Raw genomic sequence first — 21366 nt, forward strand, 5'->3', positions numbered from 1 at the left:
CAGATAACCCAGGAGGAAGTATGTTTTGGACGGAATTATGTATTATCCTTGTGGCCCTAATGATAGGCGCCAGGATCGGCGGCGTATTTTTGGGGATGATCGGCGGATTAGGCGTCGGCGTGATGGTTTTTATTTTTGGCCTGACGCCTTCTACGCCGCCGATTGATGTGATTCTGATTATTCTTTCTGTTGTCTTAGCGGCTGCTTCTTTACAGGCCTCCGGCGGGCTGGATTTACTGGTCAAACTGGCGGAAAAAATTCTGCGTCGTCACCCCCGTTACATTACGTTATTAGCACCGTTTATCTGTTATATCTTCACTTTTATGTCAGGAACGGGGCATGTCGTTTATAGCTTGCTACCGGTTATTTCTGAAGTCGCACGGGATTCAGGTATTCGACCGGAACGTCCTTTATCTATTTCCGTTATCGCATCGCAACAGGCGATCACCGCCAGTCCTATATCTGCCGCCATGGCGGCGATGATTGGTTTAATGGCGCCGTTGGGCGTCTCTATTTCAACCATTATGATGATTTGCGTACCCGCCACGTTAATCGGCGTAGCGATGGGGGCAATAGCGACCTTTAATAAAGGAAAAGAGTTAAAAGACGATCCGGAATATCAACGTCGGCTTGCTGAAGGGTTAATTAAACCTACGCAGAAAGAAAGCAAAAATACGGTGGTCACTTCGCGCGCCAAATTGTCGGTGGCATTATTTCTGACCAGTGCGATCGTTATCGTTCTGCTGGGACTGATTCCGGCGCTGCGACCAATGGTGGAAACAGCGAAAGGGCTACAACCGCTTTCGATGTCCGCCGCTATCCAGATTACGATGCTCTCTTTTGCCTGCCTGATTGTGTTGTTATGCCGACCGCAGGTCGATCAGATTATCAGCGGTACGGTATTTCGGGCGGGCGCGCTGGCGATTGTCTGCGCCTTCGGCCTGGCCTGGATGAGTGAGACGTTCGTGAATGGTCATATCGCTTTGATTAAGGCAGAAGTGCAAACTCTATTGCAACAGCATACCTGGCTTATCGCCATTATGATGTTTTTCGTGTCCGCTATGGTCAGCAGCCAGGCGGCAACGACGTTAATTCTGTTGCCGCTGGGGCTGGCGTTAGGGTTGCCCGCTTATGCATTAATCGGCTCCTGGCCTGCCGTTAACGGCTATTTCTTTATTCCGGTGGCGGGGCAGTGTCTGGCGGCGCTGGCGTTTGACGATACCGGTACGACGCGTATCGGCAAATATGTGCTTAACCATAGTTTTATGCGTCCGGGATTAGTTAACGTGATTGTCTCGGTCATTGTCGGGCTGTTAATAGGAAAAATGGTTCTGGCCTGATTGTTATTAATGTTTTTATAGCACACGTCACTTATTATTTTTAATTCAGAGGAAGAAAATGAAAATCAGGGTTTTCATGGCCACAGTGTTGCTGCTCATCAGCCACTGTGTATTTAGCACAACGTCACTACCACATATTGTTATTCTCGCGACAGGCGGTACTATCGCCGGGACGGCAGCAAATAATACACAAACTGCGGGATATAAATCCGGTGAACTTGGCGTGCAAACATTAATAAATGCCGTACCGGAAATGAATAATATCGCTCGCGTTGACGGCGAGCAGGTGGCGAATATTGGTAGCGAAAATATGACCAGCGATATTATCCTGAAACTTTCACAGAAGGTGAATGCGTTATTGGCGCGGGACGATGTTGACGGTGTGGTCATTACTCACGGCACTGACACGCTCGATGAAACCGCCTACTTTCTTAATTTGACTGTGAAAAGTGACAAACCGGTGGTGTTTACCGCTGCAATGCGGCCCGCGTCGGCAATCAGCGCCGATGGTGCAATGAACCTGCTGGAAGCGGTCACGGTGGCTGCTGACCCGAATGCGAAGGGACGCGGCGTAATGGTTGTTTTAAACGATCGAATTGGTTCGGCGCGCTTTGTGACGAAAACTAATGCCACGACTCTGGATACCTTTAAAGCGCCGGAAGAGGGCTATCTGGGCGTCATCGTTAATGGTCAGCCACAGTTCGAAACGCGAGTGGAAAAAATTCATACCCTGCGCTCTGTTTTTGACGTACGTAATATCAAAAAATTACCCAATGTGGTGATTATTTATGGCTATCAGGACGACCCGGAATATATGTATGATGCGGCGATCGCCCATCACGCGGACGGTATTATTTATGCCGGAACCGGCGCAGGTTCGGTCTCGGTACGCAGCGACGCGGGGATTAAAAAAGCGGAGAAAGCCGGGATTATCGTGGTGCGCGCTTCCCGCGCCGGAAATGGCGTAGTACCGCTGGATAAAGGACAGCCAGGGCTGGTGTCTGATTCGCTCAACCCGGCGAAGGCGCGGGTATTGCTGATGACGGCATTAACTCAGACGCACAAGCCGGAATTGATTCAGAATTATTTCAGTACGTATTAATCATGAAGGCCTGTGCGCCCATCCTTTAAGGTGGGCGCACAAGATATTAACGCATGGTCACAAACTCTTCCGACGCGGTCGGGTGGATGGCGACGGTATTATCGAAGTCTTTCTTGGTAGCGCCCATCTTCAGCGCCACCGCGAAGCCCTGCAACATTTCATCCATGCCGAAGCCGATACCGTGGATACCCACAATTTTTTCTTCCGGCCCGACGCAGACCAGCTTCATACGGCACGGCTGGCGGTGTGTCGTTACCGCGGTATACATGGCGGTAAACGATGACTGATAGACCTTCACCTGCTCGTTGCCGTACTGCTCGCGCGCCTGCGGCTCGCTTAAACCGACAGTGCCGATAGGCGGATGACTAAAGACCACGGTCGGGATATTGCTGTAATCCAGATACTCGTCCGGCTTGTTGTTAAACAGGCGTTCGGAGAGACGGCGACCAGCGGCGACCGCGACTGGCGTTAACTCCACCGCGCCAGTGTTATCGCCAACGGCGTAAATGCCCTCTACGTTCGTGTTCTGCAACTTATCGACGATGATGTAACCTTTTTCATTGGTTTTAACGCCCGCTGCCGCCAGATTAATATTGTCGGTCGACGGTTCGCGACCAATGGCCCAGATCAGGCAATCAACGTTTTCAGTGCGGCCATCTTCCAGTTCCAGAGTCAGACTGCCGTCGGCGTTTTTCACCACCGCTTTCGGCACTGCGTGAGTATGTAGCTGCGGGCCTTCGGCGTTCATCACCTCAACCAGCGTTTCGCTAATCATCGGGTCAAAACTGCGCAGCGGCGCATGTTTACGGACAAACAGATGCGTTTTCGCCCCCAGCGCGTTGATAACGCCAGCCAGTTCAACGGCGATATAACCTGCGCCTACCACCGCGACGCGCTCCGGCAAGGCAGAAAGCGCAAAGAAACCGTCGGAATCAATGCCGTATTCCACGCCTGGAATCCCAGGATGGCTCGGACGGCCACCGGTAGCGATCAAAATATGGTCGGCGGTGATAGTTTCGCCGTTCACTTCAATGGTTTTGGCATCGACAAAGCGGGCAAAGCCTTTAATCACATCCACGTTATTTTTGCCCAGCACGTTGTCGTATGAAGTATGGATGCGGTCAATATACGCGGTACGGCTGGCAATTAGCTTGCTCCAGTCGAACTGATTAATCGTGGCGTCAAAACCGTAGTCCGGGCCATACAGATGAATGGCTTCACGAATCTGCGCGGCATGCCACATGATTTTCTTTGGCACGCAACCCACGTTGACGCAGGTGCCGCCCAGTTCTTTGGCTTCGATGAGCGCGCATTTCTGGCCGTACATGGCGGCGCGGTTAATCGAGGCGATACCGCCGCTGCCGCCGCCGATAGCGATGTAATCATAGTGTTTGGTCATGACCGCTCCTTTATATGCGTTGTCGGGCGGATAGATTCTGCGCTACCCGCCAAAATATTCGCGATTGTATACCTGAAAGTGAAAGCTTCCACCGATGGCTGTGATTACTCTGGCACGATCCAGCTTATCGAGGTATGCCCGTGACCGTTCGGCGCCAGCCTGCTGTGTAGCCACGGTAGCACGTTGTTCATCTGCTGCTCCAGTTTCCACGGCGGGTTAATCACAATCATACCGGACGCCGTCATCCCGCGCTGATCGCTGTCCGGGCGGATCGCCAGCTCAATTTGCAGGATTTTACGGATGCCGGTGGCCTCCAGATCATGAATCATGCGCTTAATCTGCTGACGGAGCACCACCGGATACCATAGCGCGTATGTACCGGTGGCGAAACGTTTATAACCCTCGCTGATGCCGCTGACCACTGCCTGGTAGTCAGTTTTAATTTCATAAGGCGGGTCAATGAGAATCAGGCCGCGGCGGGAAACCGGCGGCAATTTGGCTTTCAGTTGCTGATAACCGTCGGCGCGTTCCACGCGGGCGCGGTTGTCTTTTTGAAATTCCGCGCGCAAAAGCGGGAAGTCGCTGGGATGCAATTCCGTGAGCTGCAGGTTGTCCTGCTCACGCAGCAACTGGCGGGCGATTAACGGAGAACCCGGATAGTAGCGTAACTGCCCACTGCGGTTGAAATATTTTACGACGCCAATATACGTTTCCAGCTCGGCGGGCAGGTCGTCCTGCTGCCAGATACGGGCAATACCTTCCAGATACTCTCCAGTACGTTCAGCATGTTCGCAGCACAACTGATAGCGCCCCGCGCCCGCGTGCGTGTCCAGATAGAGAAACGATTTTTCTTTCTCTTTTAGCGACTCGATGATCAGGCTCTGAACGGTATGTTTAAGGACGTCGGCGTGGTTGCCTGCGTGAAAGCTGTGACGATAACTGAGCATGGATGCAGATATTCCGGGAAGTAAACAAGTTAACCGATAGTTTACCGCAGATCCGCGCAGATTACCCCCGTACCGCCATGTTGTTTCGCCTGTTGTGAAAGTATTGCAAGACATGTTCGTATCATCAAATCGTCAAATGAGCAGGCCAGCATCGCCTGAGGGCAACGTAGTGGTTTTGACCTGGCGTTATTTTTAATGAAAGGAACAATAATGAAACTACACATTACTGTACTGGCGTCATCTCTGATGCTGGCGATGCCGGCACTGGCGAAAGATATTTCCCTGTCCCAGGCGGAGTTAATAGCAAAAAGCGTGACGCCGAACTCGACGAGCGACGCCTTTAAGAGCCTTGAGTCTCAATGGTTGGCACAGTTGCGCAAGGCATTACAAGGCGATGGCGCAGCGTTGACCCGCGACGATCTGATCCAGATGCAACAGAATCCTGGTCAGGCGGATACTGCCTGGCTACAGGCTAGCGGTTATGATTTTCAGACCAGTGATAATCAACAGGTGGGAATTACCCTGCTTTCCGCCTTCAATACATTGCCGGAAGCGGTATTGAAAGACAATCTGGCGATGGTAACGGCGATTAACCATGATGCCGATGTTAATACCCGTCACCAGGCGCTGGCGGATGCGGAAAGCGTGGGCTATCTCTATTTCCTGAGCGGTGCGATGGGGCCGCGGCTGGGACGGGCATTTCTTACCGCTTATGATAAAGGCGAGCTTGGCAAAGCGGCGGCGCTGATTAAAGCATCGGAAGTTAGCACCAGCGCGGCGAAAAAATATTTTCACTATCCGCGTCCTTTCCAGGTACCGGGTAATACTATCCATCTGACGCCGGACGATGTGGTGGTAAAAGATGGTCATCCTTATACTGCGGATGGCGCTTCTTTCCCCAGCGGTCACACGAACGTCGGTTATACGGATGCGCTATTGATGGCGGAAATGCTTCCGGAGCGCTTTGATGCGCTGGTGATTCGCGGCGCGCGCTATGGCTATTCCCGCCTGGTACTCGGCGTACACTATCCGCTGGATGTGATCGGCGCGCGTATGGTCGCGCAGCGTAATGTCGCGCACTATCTTAACGATCCGCATTATCGAACATTGTTCAACGAAGCTCGCATTCAACTGCGTGAGGCGTTGATGAAAGAGTGTGGTACGACAATTGTTGAATGCGCGGCATCAACCGAAAAAGAAGATCCGTACCGCGATCCGGCTATGCATACTTTTTACCGTTTCACCATGACCTATAACCTGCCGCAACAGAAAAGCGAGCATCAGCCGCTGAAAGTACCAAAAGGCGCCGATGTTTTGCTGCAGGCCGCGCTACCGAATTTTTCGACGGCACAGCGCCAGGCGCTCATGGAAGAGACGGCGTTACCGGCAGGATATCCGTTATCGGGCGAGACTGATGATCAACAGTTCTGGCAGCGTCTGGATTTATCCGCTGCTTACGAGATGGCAAGAAAAACGCGCTAACGCTATCACCCGGCTTATCAGGCATAAGCCGGGATGAGGTATAAGGGGCGGCTTATTGCAGCGATACCCACGTCTGCTCACTGTCCATCATTGAAATTCCCCCAACTATCCCCCATTCTAGATCTCATCGCGAGAGCGCCAAAAGCGCGCTCCACTCACCTTCTTCTACGGGACTGCGCATATGACCAATCCATTACTGACGTCTTTTTCACTACCGCCTTTTTCTGCAATTAAACCGGAGCATGTGGTGCCTGCGGTCATCAAAGCGTTGGCCGATTGCCGGACGACGGTAGAAGGCGTTGTGGCGCATGGCGCGCCGTATACCTGGGAAAATCTTTGCCAGCCGCTGGCGGAAGCAGACGACGCGCTGGGACGAATCTTCTCCCCGGTGAGTCACCTTAACTCGGTGAAAAATAGCCCGGAACTGCGCGAAGCCTACGAACAGACGTTGCCGCTGCTGTCTGAATACAGCACTTGGGTTGGGCAACATGAGGGGTTGTACAACGCGTATCGCGACCTGCGCGACGGCGATTATTACGCCACGCTGAATACCGCACAGAAGAAAGCGGTCGATAACGCGCTGCGTGATTTTGAACTGTCCGGCATAGGTCTGCCGAAAGAGAAACAGCAGCGTTACGGCGAAATCGCCACTCGCCTGTCTGAGTTGGGCAACCTGTACAGCAATAACGTGCTTGACGCAACGATGGGGTGGACGAAGCTGATCACCGACGAAGCCGAACTGACGGGGATGCCGGAAAGCGCGCTCGCCGCCGCTAAAGCGCAGGCCGAAGCGAAAGAGCAGCAAGGCTATCTGCTGACGCTGGATATTCCAAGCTACCTGCCGGTGATGACTTACTGCGACAACCAGGCGTTACGCGAAGAAATGTATCGCGCCTATTCCACTCGCGCCTCCGACCAGGGGCCAAACGCGGGGAAATGGGACAACAGTCCGGTGATGGAAGAAATTCTTGCGCTACGCCATGAGCTGGCGCAACTGCTGGGCTTCGAAAATTATGCCCATAAATCGCTGGCCACCAAAATGGCGGAAAATCCACAGCAGGTGCTTGATTTCTTAACCGATCTGGCGAAACGCGCCCGTCCGCAGGGGGAAAAAGAGCTGGCGCAACTGCGTGCCTTCGCTAAAGCGGAGTTCGGCGTCGACGAGCTGCAGCCGTGGGATATCGCGTACTATAGTGAAAAGCAAAAACAGCATCTTTACAGCATCAGCGATGAGCAGTTACGTCCGTACTTCCCGGAAAACAAAGCCGTGAATGGCTTGTTTGAAGTGGTGAAGCGCATTTACGGCATTACTGCGAAAGAGCGCACTGATGTGGAGGTGTGGCATCCGGATGTTCGTTTCTTTGATCTGTATGACGAGAACCACGAGCTGCGTGGCAGCTTCTACCTTGATCTGTATGCGCGCGAAAACAAACGCGGCGGGGCGTGGATGGATGACTGCGTCGGGCAGATGCGTAAAGCGGACGGCACCTTGCAAAAGCCGGTCGCTTATCTGACCTGTAATTTCAACCGTCCGGTAAACGGTAAACCCGCGCTGTTTACCCATGATGAAGTGATCACCCTGTTCCACGAGTTTGGTCATGGCCTGCACCATATGCTGACCCGCATTGAAACTGCCGGGGTATCCGGTATCAGCGGCGTGCCGTGGGATGCGGTCGAACTGCCAAGCCAGTTTATGGAAAACTGGTGTTGGGAGCCGGACGCGCTGGCGTTTATCTCCGGCCATTATGAAACCGGCGAGCCGTTGCCGAAGGAACTACTGGATAAAATGCTGGCGGCGAAAAACTATCAGGCGGCGTTGTTTATTCTGCGTCAGCTAGAGTTCGGTCTGTTCGATTTCCGTCTGCATGCGGAATTTAACCCGCAGCAAGGGGCGAAAATTCTTGAGACGCTTTTTGAAATCAAAAAACAGGTCGCCGTGGTGCCATCACCGACATGGGGGCGTTTCCCGCACGCGTTCAGCCACATCTTTGCTGGCGGTTATGCGGCAGGTTATTACAGCTATCTGTGGGCCGACGTGCTGGCGGCGGACGCTTATTCCCGTTTTGAGGAAGAAGGCATTTTCAACCGTGATACCGGTCAGTCGTTCCTTGATAACATCCTGACTCGCGGTGGTTCTGAAGAGCCGATGGAGCTCTTTAAACGCTTCCGCGGTCGTGAACCTCAACTCGATGCCATGCTGGCGCATTACGGCATCAAGGGCTGATTGTTCGCGTGAAAATTTGTTTACTTGATGAAACGGGCGCCGGAGACGGCGCCTTATCTGTTCTGGCTGCCCGCTGGGGGTTGGAGCATGATGAAAACAACCTGATGGCGCTGGTACTGACGCCGCAACATCTGGAGCTACGTAAGCGCGATGAACCAAAACTCGGCGGCATTTTCGTCGATTTTCTCGGCGGCGCGATGGCCCATCGACGTAAGTTTGGCGGCGGGCGCGGCGAAGCGGTAGCGAAGGCGGTCGGTATTAAGGGCGATTATCTGCCGGATGTAGTCGATGCCACGGCGGGGCTGGGGCGCGATGCATTTGTACTGGCTTCCGTTGGTTGCCGCGTGCGAATGCTGGAGCGTAATCCTGTGGTGGCTGCCTTGCTGGATGACGGTCTGGCGCGCGGTTACGCCGATGCGGATATTGGCCCGTGGTTGCGGCAACGTTTACAGTTGATTCATGCTTCCAGCCTGACGGCGCTGACTGATATCACTCCGCGCCCGCAGGTGGTCTACCTCGATCCAATGTTTCCTCACCGACAGAAAAGCGCGCTGGTGAAAAAAGAGATGCGGGTGTTTCAGTCGCTGGTGGGGCCGGATTTAGACGCCGACGGGCTGCTGGAACCGGCGCGTCAGTTGGCTACCAAACGCGTGGTGGTTAAACGTCCCGATTATGCGCCGCCGTTGGCGGATATCGCGACGCCTAACGCTATCGTCACCAAAGGCCACCGGTTCGATATTTACGCGGGAACGCCGTAGACCGGATACGCCATCCGGCAATATCCATTAAACAAACGGCGCCAGTGGATCGGCAATTTTAAACGCCACTGCGCGGTCTGCTTTTGGCGGGTAGATCAGCTCGCTGGTGATCGACATCTTGAGTTTCTTCGCCTCGGCGCGCGTCAGTTTCACCTGTTGATCCCATCCTTCTGTATAGACTGCGCCCCAGGCGCCAAGATCCAGACAGGTAACGTAATTTTCCTGACGATATGGCAGGGGCGTGACTTTGAGCAGGCTGGCAGCAGCGTTATTACCGGCAAACTTGCCTAACAGAATCGCATGCTGGCAGGTCATTAGCGCGTGATGGCCTTCATCGTCGGTCGTGGCATAGGCTACGTCGCCGGTGGCGTAGATATCTTCGTGACCTGACACCTGAAGTTCGGTATTCACATGCAGACGCCCCAAGCGATCGCGCGGAGCGTCAATCTGCGCCGTCAGGCCGTTGGCCTGTACGCCAACCGTCCAGATCACTGTCTGCGATGCAATCGTCTGCCCATCTTTCAGCGTCACGCCGACGGCATCCACGCTTTCTACTTCTGCGTTAACGATCCACTCCACGCCCAGTTCCGCAGAGGCTTCAATGATGATGTTACGCAATGCTTCACTATAGCATGCGCCCGGTTCCGTGCTGCGTTCAACTACGACTACTCTTGTCTTAGCATCGACACCGAGGATATCGCGCAGGCGACCAGGCAGTTCAAGCGCCATCTCGATACCCGTAAAACCGCCGCCGCACACAACCACGGTATTACGCGCTTCGCTTTCAGCCTGGTAAGCCAGGCCTTGCAGATGCCGCTCAAGAACTGCCGCGCTTTCCAGTTGATCCAGATCGAAGGCATGTGTCTGAGCGCCAGCCACCTGTGAGCGGTCTACGTGGCTACCGCTGGCAAGCACCATGCGATCGTAGCGGCTTACGCGCGTTTCGCCGCTGGCATCTGTCCACCTCACCTCTTTTGAATCCGGAAGGATTTGCCGCACCGTTCCGCGCAGGAAGTTAACGCCGGTGATATCAAACAGCGGCTGAAGTGGCGCAACCAACGTTGACACCGCATTTTCATAAAAACGGGGGCGGATGCGTAGTTCAGGCTGAGGTGCGATGACGGTGATCTTAATGTTCTCGCTTTGATATTTATCTACCAGACGAGCCGCGCTGAGCGCTGCCCACATCCCGGAAAATCCCGCCCCTACAATCAGAATATGTTGATGCATTTTGGTTTCACCTGTTAACGAATATTATTTATTTACTCGGATTTTATTGGTCCTAGTTAAAGGAAGCAATGTCATTTTGTTTGTGTTTTGCATTTATATTTGCAAAATATGATTATCCATTTGAAAAATAAATAATAAATTTTAATTTTATTATGTGATATTTCTTATGAACTGGCATGGTATTGATGAAAAAGCTAAAATAACTCAGAATCAATTTGGCTGAGATAAGAGTATGGCTTTCTACAGTTCCGGGGTTGAGTACGGCATCCATAGTCTGATGTGCATGGTGGACAGTAAGGGAGATGCCCGAGAAATGAGCGTTCGCGAGATTGCGGACCTGCAAAGCGTGCCTTATGACTATTTGGCCAAGATTTTTACCCGTTTATCGAAGGCTGGTCTGGTGCGTAGCATTGAAGGGAAGGGGGGCGGTTTTCAGCTTGCCAAACCTGCCGAGCATATTACAGTGCTCGACGTAGTCAACGCGATAGACGGTGATAAACGGATTTTTGAATGCCGCGAGATTCGCCAGCGGCTGACGGTATTTGATGAACAGCCCCCCGCATGGGCTTGCGAAGGGATTTGCGGCGTACGCTCAGTGATGGATATGGCGCAGCAGCGCATGGAAGAGGCGCTGGAGCAACATACTATTCTCGATCTGGCGCGTAAAATGTATCGTAAAGCGCCGGATACTTTTGTGATTGAAGTGCAAGCGTGGATCGACGCGCGAAAAAGCTAATTATGATGGCATGCCGGATGGCGCTGCGCTTATCGGGCCTACGATCGGTGCCTGTAGGCCGGATAAGGCGCTTTGCGTCGCCATCCGGCATTAACGTTCAACGGGCGCTATCCGGAGTATTAATCATCCGGTTTAGCCATGGCACCATAATGGCCATCACCACTGCAACTGCCAGCGTTACCAGACCAATTTTGCTAAAGACGTCGGTATAAATTGGCAACGTCTGCAGCGGGTCGGTAATGTTTTCCGGTACGGCGGTGAAGGTCGCCACATAACCGCCGAGCAGAAAAGCGGCGGCCTGGGTCAGGAACCACATCCCCAGAATAAAGCCCATCAAATGCTGCGGCACCAGGGCGGCGACCATTGCCAGTCCCAGCGCGCTGATCAGCAACTCGCCCAGACTCTGGAACAGATACACCAGCACGATAAACCACGGCGACGTCAGTCCTTGCGCATCGGCGAACCACATTCCGGCTGCGGCGGCGGTCAGAAAACCCAGTGCGCAGAGGAACATGCCGAGCGTAAACTTCATCGGCATGGTCAGGTCTTTGCCTTTGCTACCCAGTCGGGTATAAATCGCTGCCAGTACCGGACTGGCGACAACCACCCAGAATGGGTTCAGCGCCTGAAAACTCACCGGGTTAATGGCGAATCCAAGAATTTCATGATGAACGTTATTAATAGCAAAGAAGTTCAGCGAAGTAGGCATCTGCGCATACAGAATGTAAAACAGCACGGCTTCAATCATCAGAATGAACGCCACGAACATTTTATTGCGACCAGTTTTATCCAGACGAAACGCTTCGCGAAAGAAGAAAATGGTCACGACGATGGAAAGGACGATGAGAACCAGATTGGCAATCTTAACGTTGTGCATCAGCCAGGCGCAGAGGAAAACCATGACGACGGTGCCAAGTAATACCAGCAACAAATTGCGAAAACGTAGCGGCTTATGATCCGGTTCAGAACCGATATTTTTCACCATGCCACGGCAGGCGAAGTACACCAGAAGCGCAACAATTAAACCGGCGCCGCACAGATTATAGGTAACGGTATAGCCAAATTTATCAGCAATTACCGGCGCCAGCGATAGCGATAGCAAAGAACCGATGTTAATCGACATATAAAATAGGGTGAAAGCGCCATCCAGCCGGGGATCTTTAGGAAGATAGCATTTAGAGAGCAGGCTGGCGGGATTGGCTTTAAATAACCCGTTACCCACGGCAATCGTGCCCAGCGCAATAAAGATCAGATCGGGGTTTAATAGCGACATGCCGGTCATAAAATAGCCTGTTGCCAGCACAATCGCCCCTAGTACCAGGGTGCGTTTAGTCCCTAACAGATGGTCGCCAACATAGCCGCCGATGGAAATCAGGCCATAAACCAGCGCCGCAAAAGCGCCAAAGGTAATAAAGGCCTGTTCCTGAGAAAAGCCAAGTTGTTCAACGAAAAAAACCGCCAGGATGCCCTGGACGCCGTAATAGCCAAATCGTTCCCATAATTCTACAAAAAAGATCATGAAGAATGGACGAGGTTGCTGCAGCAATCCCGTAGGTGCAGTTGTATTCATATTCCTTCGCCTTTCAATGCCGTCCCGAAACGTATGAGCGCCTATAACAAAACGCGCCGAAAAATCTTGCTGATATAGACTGCGGTTATTAACCGGATTAATAGGTTATTATACAAATGATATGCAAACTAATTAGTGGATCACACTAATTATGTTTGATGTGATGAAATGATGTACTGAGAGCTGTGGAAAAGAGGGAATAAAAAAACGCCCACATAAGCGGGCGTTATTGTTGCTTGCCGGAATTTGCCTGATGGTTCAAGCTTACCTGCTTGACTATAGGCCTGATAAGGTATTATCCGCCACCCGGCCGGTACGTATTACTCTTCTTCGTCGCGCAACGGAACAATCAGCATGTCAACGTGAACGGTATTGATAAGCTGACGCGCAGAGGACATCAGTTTGCTCCAGAAGTCCTGGTGATGACCACAAACGACCAAATCCATATCGTATTTCTTGATGGCGTCAACCAGTACCTGGCCCAGATCGCCGCTACCGCTCAGGGTTTCAGTGATAGGGTAGCCAGCATTGGTAGACAGTTCTGTCAACGCCTGGTGGGTTTCTTCGGAGATACGTTTCTGCATGTCGCCCAGATTGACGTCAATCAGGCCGGTATACAGATCAGAGTAATTCACGTCAACATGGATCAGGGAGATTTTCGCGTTGTAGGGGCGCGCCATAGAGACTGCTTTTTCAACCAGAACTTTACTTTCCGGGGAGAGATCAACTGCGATAAGAATGTGTTGATAAGCCATAGTGTTACTCCTTCCATAAGTTATCGATGACCATTGAGCTACTGGCGTTTCTTATGCCGCCGCGTCACCCGCGTCCTGCGAACTATATGCGCGGGGCTAGCTCAGCCGTTTACCATATAGATACTATCCTTACATTATAGCGACCAGGATAATCCGTCAATCTGGCTTGCTTGCCAGGTAGTTAAACAAAATTTTCAATGAATTGTATTGATAGTGATTAACCTTCTGGTAAAAAAATTAACTGATCTCCTACAATATGTATAAGAGCCGTCCGAAGGCGGAGCGCTAACACGGGCGGCTTTCGCAGTACTCTTTCACTGATTGTCTGGCAGGGTATCGGGGAGCGGTAGTCCCGGGGAGGAATCCGTGGGCAGGTCGCCGGGGAGGAGATATGATAAGCACCGTCTCACTATTCTGGGCTTTATGTGTCGTTTGCATTGTTAATATGGCGCGCTATTTCTCATCGCTACGCGCACTGTTAGTGGTACTTCGTGGTTGCGATCCTTTGCTCTATCAATATGTCGATGGCGGCGGCTTCTTTACCACGCATGGTCAGCCCAATAAACAGATGCGCCTGGTATGGTATATCTACGCTCAGCGCTATCGCGATCATCATGATGAAGAATTTATTCGCCGTTGTGAACGCGTGCGCCGTCAGTTTCTGCTGACCAGCGCGTTATGCGGTTTGGTGGTGGTGAGTCTGATTGCGCTCATGATTTGGCACTGAACAAAAAAGCTGGCCAGTTTCCTGGCCCGCTCGTGTTAGACAAGCCTCCCGGATGAGAGGCCTACGTTATTTCACCCTGGTAGGCCAGATGAGCGACAGCGCCATCCGGCACATTTGGTTTAAATAATTTTCAGGGAAAGCCAGTACAGCACACCGGAAAGAATAATCGCCGCCGGTAAAGTAAATACCCAAGCCATCAGAATGCTGGTCACGGTTTTACGCTGCAATCCGCCGCCATCAACGACCATAGTACCCGCTACTGAAGAGGAGAGTACGTGGGTGGTAGAAACCGGCATACCGGTGTAGCTGGCAAGACCAATAGAGACTGCCGCCGTCATCTGCGCCGACATCCCCTGCGCATACGTCATGCCTTTTTTACCAATTTTCTCGCCGATAGTGGTCGCCACGCGACGCCAGCCGATCATCGTACCAATACCCAGCGCCAACGCCACCGCCATGATGATCCACACCGGGGCATACTCAATAGTGCTTAACATATCTGTCTTCAGCCTTTTCAGCAACCGCTGGTCATCGCTGCTTACGCCAGGCAATTTCACGACTTTGTCGGTCGTGTCGGAGATGCACAGCATAATGCGACGCAACTGGCTACGCTGTTCAATGCTTAACTTGTCGTAGCTTTCCACATTTGCCAACATCCCTTTCGCACGGTTAAGCGCGTTAATGGTGTTAGCCGGATGGCAGTGGAATTCAGCCGGTTCCGTCGCGCCCGGTTCCGGAGACGGAATCAGTTGGTCAACGCCGGTGGCGGCTTTCAGCAGGTCAGGACGCTGTTCAAAGTAGGTTTCGACATTGTTAATAGCATCGCGTGTACGGGTGATTTCGTAGCTGGAGGCATTCATATTGACCACGAACCCCGCAGGCGCTACGCCAATCAGCACCAGCATGACAAGGCCAATGCCTTTCTGACCATCGTTCGCGCCATGTGAAAACGCCACGCCGATAGCCGAGAGAATCAGCGCGATACGCGTCCAGAACGGCGGCTTTTTCTTACCGTCTTTCTTTTCACGTTCGGCTGGCGTCAGGTGGATACGGGCGCGTTTTTTGGTGCTGCTCCAGTAGCGACGCAGCAAGAAAATCAGACCGCCGGCGAATACCAGACCGACAATAGGGGAGATGATGAGGGAACCGAATATATTGATAACTTTCGGGATATTAAGCGCATCCACCACTGATGTGCCAGTCATCATCGCATTGGTTAAACCGATGCCGATAATCGCGCCAATCAGCGTGTGGGAACTGGAAGCAGGCAACCCGAAATACCAGGTACCGAGGTTCCAGATAATCGCCGCCAGCAACATGGAAAAGACCATGGCGAGGCCGTGCGCGGACCCCATGTTGAGCAGGAGATCCGTCGGCAGCATATGCACAATGGCATACGCTACGCTGAGACCTCCCAGCAGAACGCCAAAAAAGTTAAACACCGCAGCCATGATAACCGCCAATTGCGAACGCATCGCGCGGGTATAAATCACGGTTGCGACTGCATTGGCTGTATCATGAAAGCCGTTAATCGCTTCGTAGAACAGCACAAAAGCCAGAGCAAGCAATAATAAAAGCCCGGTATGTAAATCCAGGCCAGCAAACAAATGTAGCATAGGACGTTACGCCATTTTGAGGACATGAACGCGGCGCATTATCAGTGACTTTGGCGGCGCGGGCAAAGTGAAATATAGACTTTTTTTGATGTACTTCGTGCTTTGTTTTATGCCACTAAAGAATTATCTTATATATTTCAGATAAATACCATTTTCAGGCGCTTTTCGCGCTGGTGCGACCACTGAGGAAACTTTACAATTCCCGCCCAGGTTTGAGAGAGGAAAGTCATGTGGAAAGGTTTGATGCCGTTATTATAGGCGCTGGCGCAGCAGGCATGTTTTGCGCGGCGCAGGCAGGACAGGCGGGTAGCCGCGTGCTGCTCATCGATAATGGCAAGAAGCCAGGACGTAAAATCCTCATGTCCGGCGGCGGGCGCTGCAACTTTACTAATCTTTATGTTGATCCTGCTGCGTATTTGAGCCAGAACCCTCATTTTTGCAAATCAGCGTTAGCCCGTTATACACAGTGGGATTTTATAGATCTGGTCAGCAGATATGGGATAGCCTGGCATGAGAAAGCGCTGGGACAGCTTTTTTGCGATGATTCTGCCCAACGCATTGTCGATATGCTGGTTGCCGAGTGCGACAAAGGCGGCGTAACGATGCGCCTGCGTAGCGAGGTAGTGAGCGTCGCGCGTGAGGCGTCGGATTTCGTGCTGGCGCTGAACGGCGAGACGGTCGCTACGCAAAAGTTGGTGATCGCCAGCGGCGGCCTGTCGATGCCGGGGCTTGGCGCATCGCCGTTTGGCTATAAAATTGCCGAGCAGTTTGGTCTCAAGGTGTTACCGACTCGCGCCGGGCTGGTGCCCTTTACGCTGCATAAGCCGCTGTTGGAACAGCTCCAGACGCTGTCTGGCGTGTCTGTTCCCTGCGTGATTACCGCCCGCAATGGCACGGTATTTCGGGAAAACCTGCTTTTTACCCACCGCGGGCTGTCCGGACCTGCCATTTTACAGATTTCGAGCTACTGGCAACCGGGCGAGTTGGTGAGCATTAATTTAATGCCGGACCTCTCGCTGGATGATGTTCTCAATGAACAGCGTAACGCGCGCCCGAACCAGAGTCTGAAGAACACGCTGGCGATGCATCTGCCGAAGCGGTTGGTGGAATGTTTACAACAGTTGGGGCAGATCCCGGATGTAACGCTCAGGCAGTTGAACGTCCGCGACCAGCAGGCGCTGGTTGACACGCTTACTGCCTGGCAGGTGCAACCCAACGGCACCGAAGGCTACCGGACAGCGGAAGTGACGCTTGGCGGCGTGGATACCAACGAGTTGTCATCGCGCACGATGGAAGCGCGCCGCGTGCCGGGACTCTATTTTATCGGCGAAGTGATGGACGTCACCGGCTGGTTAGGTGGCTATAACTTCCAGTGGGCCTGGTCGAGCGCCTGGGCCTGCGCGCAGGATTTGGCGGCAAAAAGATAAGTACCATTACAAATAATAAGCGAATAGACATCCCGGACAGAGGTGTTAGTATCAATTTATGGTAGTTATGAGTATGCGTGTTTCATTTACGGCCAGGAATGCTGATGATGGCAACATTACTCCCTCTTTTTCGGGTATCTACATCATTCACTCCCTTTAACGGCGAGCGCTTTATTGGTGACTGTTCGTCGTCTGGCCCCTTTTCCCTTCATATCCCAGATGGAAACCTCCGCTGAGCGCGTGTCCGGCGGACTTTGTGACACGCATTGTTAGACAACAGGGATTACGGCGATTCCACGCCGCGCGAAAGTATCCCGCAGGCGGTGCATACCGACGACGCATTTTGTCAGCCTTGCCCAACCCTCCTTTACCGCGGCGCAGGTTTTAATATCGCTTAGCCGCAGTTCCTGATTCTGTTAGCGATAGGCGGCGTGTTCTTCCTGATAGCGCTATTACGCTTCAGAAAAACGATTGGGACGATGGCATAACATGTCGCCGTCTTATCCGGCCTATCAGCGTGCGGGCGTAGACCGGGCAAGCGAAGCGCCTCCGGCAAGGCGCAGGGGCGTTAATCTTCTTTCGGCAAACACTGCAAGTGGCCATGGCGCACGCCTCGCTGGGCGATAACATCATCGGCAAAATGCTGTACGTCGCCCATGTCGCCCTTCAGGACGGCAATCTCCAGACAGTCATCGTGGTTGATATGGACATGTAGCGTGGCGACGGATAACTCATGATGATGATGTTGAGTGGAGACGATACGGCTGGCTAAATCCCGTTTCTCATGTTCATAAACATACGAGAGTACCGCAAAACCGTAAGTACCGTGTTCCTGGGTGGCCTCCTGCGCCAGAGCGCCGCGCAGAATATCGCGGATCGCCTCGGAGCGGTTATTATAGCCGCGTCGCTGGCTCAGGCTGTCCAGCGTTTCCAGTAAATCGTCATCGAGGGTGATGGTGACACGTTGCATCTGACTTAAACCTTTTGGTATGGCGCGTCGGCGCATGGGAGGCTCCGCATTTTGTAACACACGTCCGGTGTCAGAGGGAAAATTAATGTGTCATTGCACTTCCGTTATCGTCAGCGAAGTCAGCGTAAACGGCGTTGGGGTGCAAACCGCCAGGCTGAGCGTATCGAGCTGACACTGACTGACCGACAACGCAGAGGGCAATGTGCTGTCCACGCTGACGACTTGCCAGGCGCTGCCGCCGCGTTGTTTTACGATGGCTTCTTTACGCGTCCAGATACGCCAGAATGCCGCCAGTTGCCGCTCCGGACGTTCCGCTTCCATTTCAGCGTGCTCGCCGAGGCTGAATACTGCATTTGCCAGCGATCGCCAGTTATCGCGCGGACGGATCACTTCAATATCGCAGCCGACTTCACCTTCATCGCTGAGTAACAGAGCAATATTGTCGCCGCTATGGCTGAGGTTAAACCACAATGGCGTTCCGGTGGAAAAAGCCGGTTTACCTTGCTCGCCATAAACTATTTCCGGTAGCGGCGAGAGCGCACGGGAAAGCAGCACGCGCCCGGCCAGCCAGCTTGCCCGGCGAACGCCCTGCGGCGCCTGAGCGATTAACGCGTCGGGTAACTGACCTGTGCTTAATGTGGAGACTTTTCCCAGAACGATCCGGTACATATCAGGGCCAACGTTGCATATTAAGAAGGGGAGATTGTAGCATCTGTCGCCTCATCCCGGTAAACGGCTTTTCGGTCGGCCCGGCCCCAGTAAGATAGCCAGTTTGCTGCCGCCTTTAGTGGTTTCCATCCAGATTTTGCAGACGCTGGTCAACGGAACGGATAGGAGCATACCGACCGGGCCTAACAGCCATCCCCAGACCAGCAACGAGAGAAATACCACCAACGTGGACATTCCCAGACGATGTCCCATCATGCGTGGCTCCATAATGTTGCCAATCACCATATGAACTACCAAAAAGAGCGCGCCGACCAGTACGCATTCGTAAAATCCGTTAAATAACAACGCCTGAATCATTGGCGGAACGGCGGAAATCACCGAGCCGATATTAGGAACGTAATTAAGCAAAAAGGCCAGTACGCCCCACATTAGCGCAAACTGAATATCCATTAACGCCAGCCCCAGCCAGATAATCGCGCCCGTCCACAGACTGAGCAGCGTTTTTAGGGCCAAATAGTGCGAGACGCCTTTCAGGGCGCGGTGTAGACCGGCAATATGGATTTGTGGATTGTTAAGTGCGAAGCGTAACTTATAAGGCACGTGTCGCACCTCAAACAGCATAAAAACCACGGTCATCACCAGCAGCACAATGCTTGCCATCGCACCCGACACGCCGGTCATTAATGTCGTGGTAAAGAGCATAATTTTATCGGAATCCATCCCGCGAAGCATACGCTCCGGCGACATATGTAAATTCAGGAAGGGCATTAATTCCTGAAGATGTAAGACCCTGCGCGTCAACTCCTTGCTGTATTTAGGCAGCATGGCGATAAATTCATTAAGCGATGCGGCAAGCACGCCCACCAGCGCGGTAAGCACGATCAGCATGACGACCACCACGATAGTAATAGCCAGCGGGCGTTTCATGCCCCGGCGAATAAACCAAGTCACTAATGGATTAAGGACGATGGCGAAAAAGAGCGCCAGTAAGAGTTGTACAATAGTATCCGCCGCGGCATGAATCCCTGCGAGAATGACGACCAGGGATGCCAGTTTCAGCAGAATATGCATACCCGTTTTGTCGGACTGAGCGGTTGTCATGAAGTTTTCCTTGTTGTGTTTTTTCTAAGTGTAGCGGCTGACCTGATACCGATAATCTGAAACTCACTACTGATTTTCACTACGCACCATGATAGAAATGAAAACATGTTGTAAAAGTGCGGCGATTCTCATGCCCGAACCTGTCGCTGAACCGGCGCTAAATGGATTGCGCCTCAATCTGCGTATTGTCTCCATTGTGATGTTTAACTTTGCCCTGCTATCTGACTATCGGCCTGCCGCTCGCCGTCTTGCCCGGCTATGCGCATGATACGATGGGATTCAGCGCATTCTGGGCGGGGCTTATTATCAGCCTGCAATACTTCGCTACTCTGTTAAGCCGTCCTCATGCCGGGCGGTATGCAGATGTATTAGGACCGAAAAAAATCGTTGTCTTTGGCTTATTCGGCTGTTTTTTAAGCGGCCTCGGCTATCTGCTGGCGGGTATCGTCAGCGCCATGCCCATGATCAGTTTATTGTTACTGGGTCTTGGTCGCGTGATTTTGGGGATTGGGCAAAGTTTTGCCGGCACCGGTTCGACATTATGGGGCGTCGGCGTAGTCGGGTCATCTCCTGGAACGGTATCGTCACCTACGGCGCAATGGCGATGGGCGCGCCGCTTGGCGTGCTGTGTTTTGCCTGGGGCGGGTTACAGGGACTGGCGCTAACGGTGATGGGTGTAGCGTTGTTGGCGCTTCCGCGCCCATCGGTGAAGACGAACAAAGGCAACCCGCTGTCGTTTCGCGCGGTGCTGGGACGCGTCTGGTTGTATGGTATGGCCCTGGCGCTGGCGTCGGCAGGGTTTGGCGTCATCGCGACGTTTATTGCCTTATTTTATGATGCTAAAGGCTGGGATGGCGCCGCCTTTGCGCTCACGTTATTTAGCGTCGCATTTGTTGGCGCGCGTTTGCCTTTTCTTAAAAGTATCAATATCTTAGGCGTATTGAATGTAGCGATGATTGCTTTGGGAGATCATTGGTCTGTTACTGGTTGGGACGGCAGTCATGCCGTGGATGGCGAAAATCGGCGTTTTGATAACTGGTATGGGGTTTTCGCTGGTCTTTCCGGCGCAGGGCGTGGTGGCGCAAAGCGGTGCCGCCGCATAACCAGGGCGCGGCGCTGGCGACCCATACCGTGTTTATGGATATATCTTTGGGGATTACCGGACCGCTGGCAGGGCTGGTGATGACCTGGGCGGGCGTGCCGGTAATCTATCTGGCGGCGGTCGGGCTGGTAGTGATGGCGCTATTGCTTACCTGGCGCTTAAAAAAACGGACTCCGTCTGCACTGCCGGAGGGCGCATCATCGTCTTAAGG

Annotated in this window: 17 protein-coding genes and 2 pseudogenes; 10 read left to right on the plus strand and 9 right to left on the minus strand. The window is 52.8% G+C overall.

Annotated elements, in window-relative coordinates; all coding sequences use genetic code 11:
• Nucleotides 1-20: 20 nt before the first annotated feature.
• Complete coding sequence (locus F4V61_RS13390) at nucleotides 21-1340, plus strand: anaerobic C4-dicarboxylate transporter family protein (protein ID WP_000498941.1); 1320 nt, start codon at nucleotides 21-23, stop codon at nucleotides 1338-1340.
• A 58-nt stretch (nucleotides 1341-1398) separates the two neighbouring features.
• Complete coding sequence (gene fraE, locus F4V61_RS13395; RefSeq protein ID WP_000702754.1) at nucleotides 1399-2442, plus strand: fructose-asparagine asparaginase; 1044 nt, start codon at nucleotides 1399-1401, stop codon at nucleotides 2440-2442.
• Nucleotides 2443-2488: 46 nt separating this feature from the next.
• Here fraE and gorA read toward each other — a convergent pair whose 3' ends face one another.
• Nucleotides 2489-3841 carry a glutathione-disulfide reductase gene (gorA, locus tag F4V61_RS13400; RefSeq protein ID WP_000160762.1) on the minus strand — a complete coding sequence of 451 codons (1353 nt, stop codon included), beginning with the start codon at nucleotides 3839-3841 and terminating at the stop codon, nucleotides 2489-2491.
• A gap of 104 nt (nucleotides 3842-3945) precedes the next feature.
• Nucleotides 3946-4788 carry a 23S rRNA (adenine(2030)-N(6))-methyltransferase RlmJ gene (locus F4V61_RS13405; protein ID WP_038397441.1) on the minus strand — a complete coding sequence of 281 codons (843 nt, stop codon included), beginning with the start codon at nucleotides 4786-4788 and terminating at the stop codon, nucleotides 3946-3948.
• Nucleotides 4789-4998: 210 nt separating this feature from the next.
• On the opposite strand from F4V61_RS13405, the gene F4V61_RS13410 reads away from it, so the two are divergent.
• The 3 genes from F4V61_RS13410 (at nucleotide 4999) to rsmJ (ending at nucleotide 9252) form a co-directional block, all read left to right on the plus strand.
• Entirely contained in the window at nucleotides 4999-6270 is a 1272-nt protein-coding gene (locus F4V61_RS13410; protein WP_058344932.1) for an acid phosphatase, read from the plus strand.
• A gap of 181 nt (nucleotides 6271-6451) precedes the next feature.
• On the plus strand, nucleotides 6452-8494 hold the full coding sequence (prlC, locus tag F4V61_RS13415; protein WP_000184167.1) for an oligopeptidase A: 2043 nt from the start codon (nucleotides 6452-6454) through the stop codon (nucleotides 8492-8494).
• A gap of 8 nt (nucleotides 8495-8502) precedes the next feature.
• On the plus strand, nucleotides 8503-9252 hold the full coding sequence (gene rsmJ / locus F4V61_RS13420) for a 16S rRNA (guanine(1516)-N(2))-methyltransferase RsmJ (RefSeq protein ID WP_038397444.1): 750 nt from the start codon (nucleotides 8503-8505) through the stop codon (nucleotides 9250-9252).
• A gap of 27 nt (nucleotides 9253-9279) precedes the next feature.
• On the opposite strand, the gene F4V61_RS13425 is transcribed toward rsmJ, so the two are convergent.
• A complete protein-coding gene (locus F4V61_RS13425) occupies nucleotides 9280-10482 on the minus strand; it encodes an NAD(P)/FAD-dependent oxidoreductase (RefSeq protein ID WP_000553936.1) in 1203 nt (400 codons plus the stop codon).
• 232 nt (nucleotides 10483-10714) lie between these two features.
• Here F4V61_RS13425 and F4V61_RS13430 point away from each other — a divergent pair, with 232 nt between their 5' ends.
• Nucleotides 10715-11218: an RrF2 family transcriptional regulator gene (locus F4V61_RS13430; RefSeq protein ID WP_012210840.1), complete on the plus strand. Its 504-nt coding sequence runs from the start codon at nucleotides 10715-10717 to the stop codon at nucleotides 11216-11218.
• A gap of 97 nt (nucleotides 11219-11315) precedes the next feature.
• On the opposite strand, the gene dtpB is transcribed toward F4V61_RS13430, so the two are convergent.
• Both dtpB and uspA read right to left on the minus strand, forming a co-directional pair.
• Nucleotides 11316-12788 (minus strand): dipeptide/tripeptide permease DtpB, encoded by a 1473-nt coding sequence (gene dtpB / locus F4V61_RS13435; RefSeq protein WP_001098264.1) that lies wholly within the window; start codon nucleotides 12786-12788, stop codon nucleotides 11316-11318.
• A gap of 320 nt (nucleotides 12789-13108) precedes the next feature.
• The gene (gene uspA / locus F4V61_RS13440) at nucleotides 13109-13543 is read right to left on the minus strand and encodes a universal stress protein UspA (protein WP_000331312.1); all 435 of its coding nucleotides are present in this window, start codon (nucleotides 13541-13543) and stop codon (nucleotides 13109-13111) included.
• 391 nt (nucleotides 13544-13934) lie between these two features.
• Between uspA and uspB the strand changes: the two genes are divergently transcribed.
• Nucleotides 13935-14270, plus strand: a complete 336-nt coding sequence (uspB, locus tag F4V61_RS13445; protein WP_000626192.1) for a universal stress protein UspB — start codon at nucleotides 13935-13937, stop codon at nucleotides 14268-14270.
• Nucleotides 14271-14389: 119 nt separating this feature from the next.
• On the opposite strand, the gene pitA is transcribed toward uspB, so the two are convergent.
• Nucleotides 14390-15886 (minus strand): inorganic phosphate transporter PitA, encoded by a 1497-nt coding sequence (pitA, locus tag F4V61_RS13450; protein WP_080160966.1) that lies wholly within the window; start codon nucleotides 15884-15886, stop codon nucleotides 14390-14392.
• A gap of 230 nt (nucleotides 15887-16116) precedes the next feature.
• Between pitA and F4V61_RS13455 the strand changes: the two genes are divergently transcribed.
• Both F4V61_RS13455 and F4V61_RS13460 read left to right on the plus strand, forming a co-directional pair.
• A complete protein-coding gene (locus F4V61_RS13455) occupies nucleotides 16117-17313 on the plus strand; it encodes an NAD(P)/FAD-dependent oxidoreductase (RefSeq protein WP_000439217.1) in 1197 nt (398 codons plus the stop codon).
• Between the two features lie 287 nt (nucleotides 17314-17600).
• Nucleotides 17601-17801: pseudogene (locus F4V61_RS13460) on the plus strand (hypothetical protein); the annotation flags it as partial.
• A gap of 80 nt (nucleotides 17802-17881) precedes the next feature.
• On the opposite strand, the gene nikR reads toward F4V61_RS13460, so the two are convergent.
• From nikR to F4V61_RS13475, 3 genes are all read right to left on the minus strand, one after another.
• Nucleotides 17882-18283: a nickel-responsive transcriptional regulator NikR gene (gene nikR / locus F4V61_RS13465; RefSeq protein WP_012210843.1), complete on the minus strand. Its 402-nt coding sequence runs from the start codon at nucleotides 18281-18283 to the stop codon at nucleotides 17882-17884.
• A gap of 90 nt (nucleotides 18284-18373) precedes the next feature.
• Nucleotides 18374-18952 (minus strand): 4'-phosphopantetheinyl transferase AcpT, encoded by a 579-nt coding sequence (gene acpT / locus F4V61_RS13470; protein ID WP_000285801.1) that lies wholly within the window; start codon nucleotides 18950-18952, stop codon nucleotides 18374-18376.
• Nucleotides 18953-19003: 51 nt separating this feature from the next.
• Nucleotides 19004-20053, minus strand: coding sequence for an AI-2E family transporter (locus F4V61_RS13475; protein ID WP_080160967.1), 1050 nt, complete (start codon nucleotides 20051-20053; stop codon nucleotides 19004-19006).
• Nucleotides 20054-20141: 88 nt separating this feature from the next.
• Between F4V61_RS13475 and F4V61_RS13480 the strand changes: the two are divergent.
• A pseudogene (locus F4V61_RS13480) lies at nucleotides 20142-21364 on the plus strand (MFS transporter).
• Nucleotides 21365-21366 lie beyond the last annotated feature (2 nt).

The organism is Salmonella enterica subsp. arizonae (assembly GCF_008692845.1).
Classification (GTDB): domain Bacteria; phylum Pseudomonadota; class Gammaproteobacteria; order Enterobacterales; family Enterobacteriaceae; genus Salmonella; species Salmonella arizonae.

What these genes read in the sequence shown, in the direction of transcription:
- F4V61_RS13475 (WP_080160967.1), bottom strand. Translation starts at nt 20,053, where the DNA reads ATGACAACCGCTCAGTCCGACAAAACGGGTATGCATATTCTGCTGAAA.
- F4V61_RS13430 (WP_012210840.1), top strand. Translation starts at nt 10,715, where the DNA reads ATGGCTTTCTACAGTTCCGGGGTTGAGTACGGCATCCATAGTCTGATG.
- acpT (WP_000285801.1), bottom strand. Translation starts at nt 18,952, where the DNA reads ATGTACCGGATCGTTCTGGGAAAAGTCTCCACATTAAGCACAGGTCAG.
- F4V61_RS13410 (WP_058344932.1), top strand. Translation starts at nt 4,999, where the DNA reads ATGAAACTACACATTACTGTACTGGCGTCATCTCTGATGCTGGCGATG.
- prlC (WP_000184167.1), top strand. Translation starts at nt 6,452, where the DNA reads ATGACCAATCCATTACTGACGTCTTTTTCACTACCGCCTTTTTCTGCA.
- nikR (WP_012210843.1), bottom strand. Translation starts at nt 18,283, where the DNA reads ATGCAACGTGTCACCATCACCCTCGATGACGATTTACTGGAAACGCTG.
- F4V61_RS13390 (WP_000498941.1), top strand. Translation starts at nt 21, where the DNA reads ATGTTTTGGACGGAATTATGTATTATCCTTGTGGCCCTAATGATAGGC.
- uspB (WP_000626192.1), top strand. Translation starts at nt 13,935, where the DNA reads ATGATAAGCACCGTCTCACTATTCTGGGCTTTATGTGTCGTTTGCATT.
- pitA (WP_080160966.1), bottom strand. Translation starts at nt 15,886, where the DNA reads ATGCTACATTTGTTTGCTGGCCTGGATTTACATACCGGGCTTTTATTA.
- uspA (WP_000331312.1), bottom strand. Translation starts at nt 13,543, where the DNA reads ATGGCTTATCAACACATTCTTATCGCAGTTGATCTCTCCCCGGAAAGT.
- gorA (WP_000160762.1), bottom strand. Translation starts at nt 3,841, where the DNA reads ATGACCAAACACTATGATTACATCGCTATCGGCGGCGGCAGCGGCGGT.
- dtpB (WP_001098264.1), bottom strand. Translation starts at nt 12,788, where the DNA reads ATGAATACAACTGCACCTACGGGATTGCTGCAGCAACCTCGTCCATTC.
- fraE (WP_000702754.1), top strand. Translation starts at nt 1,399, where the DNA reads ATGAAAATCAGGGTTTTCATGGCCACAGTGTTGCTGCTCATCAGCCAC.
- F4V61_RS13405 (WP_038397441.1), bottom strand. Translation starts at nt 4,788, where the DNA reads ATGCTCAGTTATCGTCACAGCTTTCACGCAGGCAACCACGCCGACGTC.
- F4V61_RS13425 (WP_000553936.1), bottom strand. Translation starts at nt 10,482, where the DNA reads ATGCATCAACATATTCTGATTGTAGGGGCGGGATTTTCCGGGATGTGG.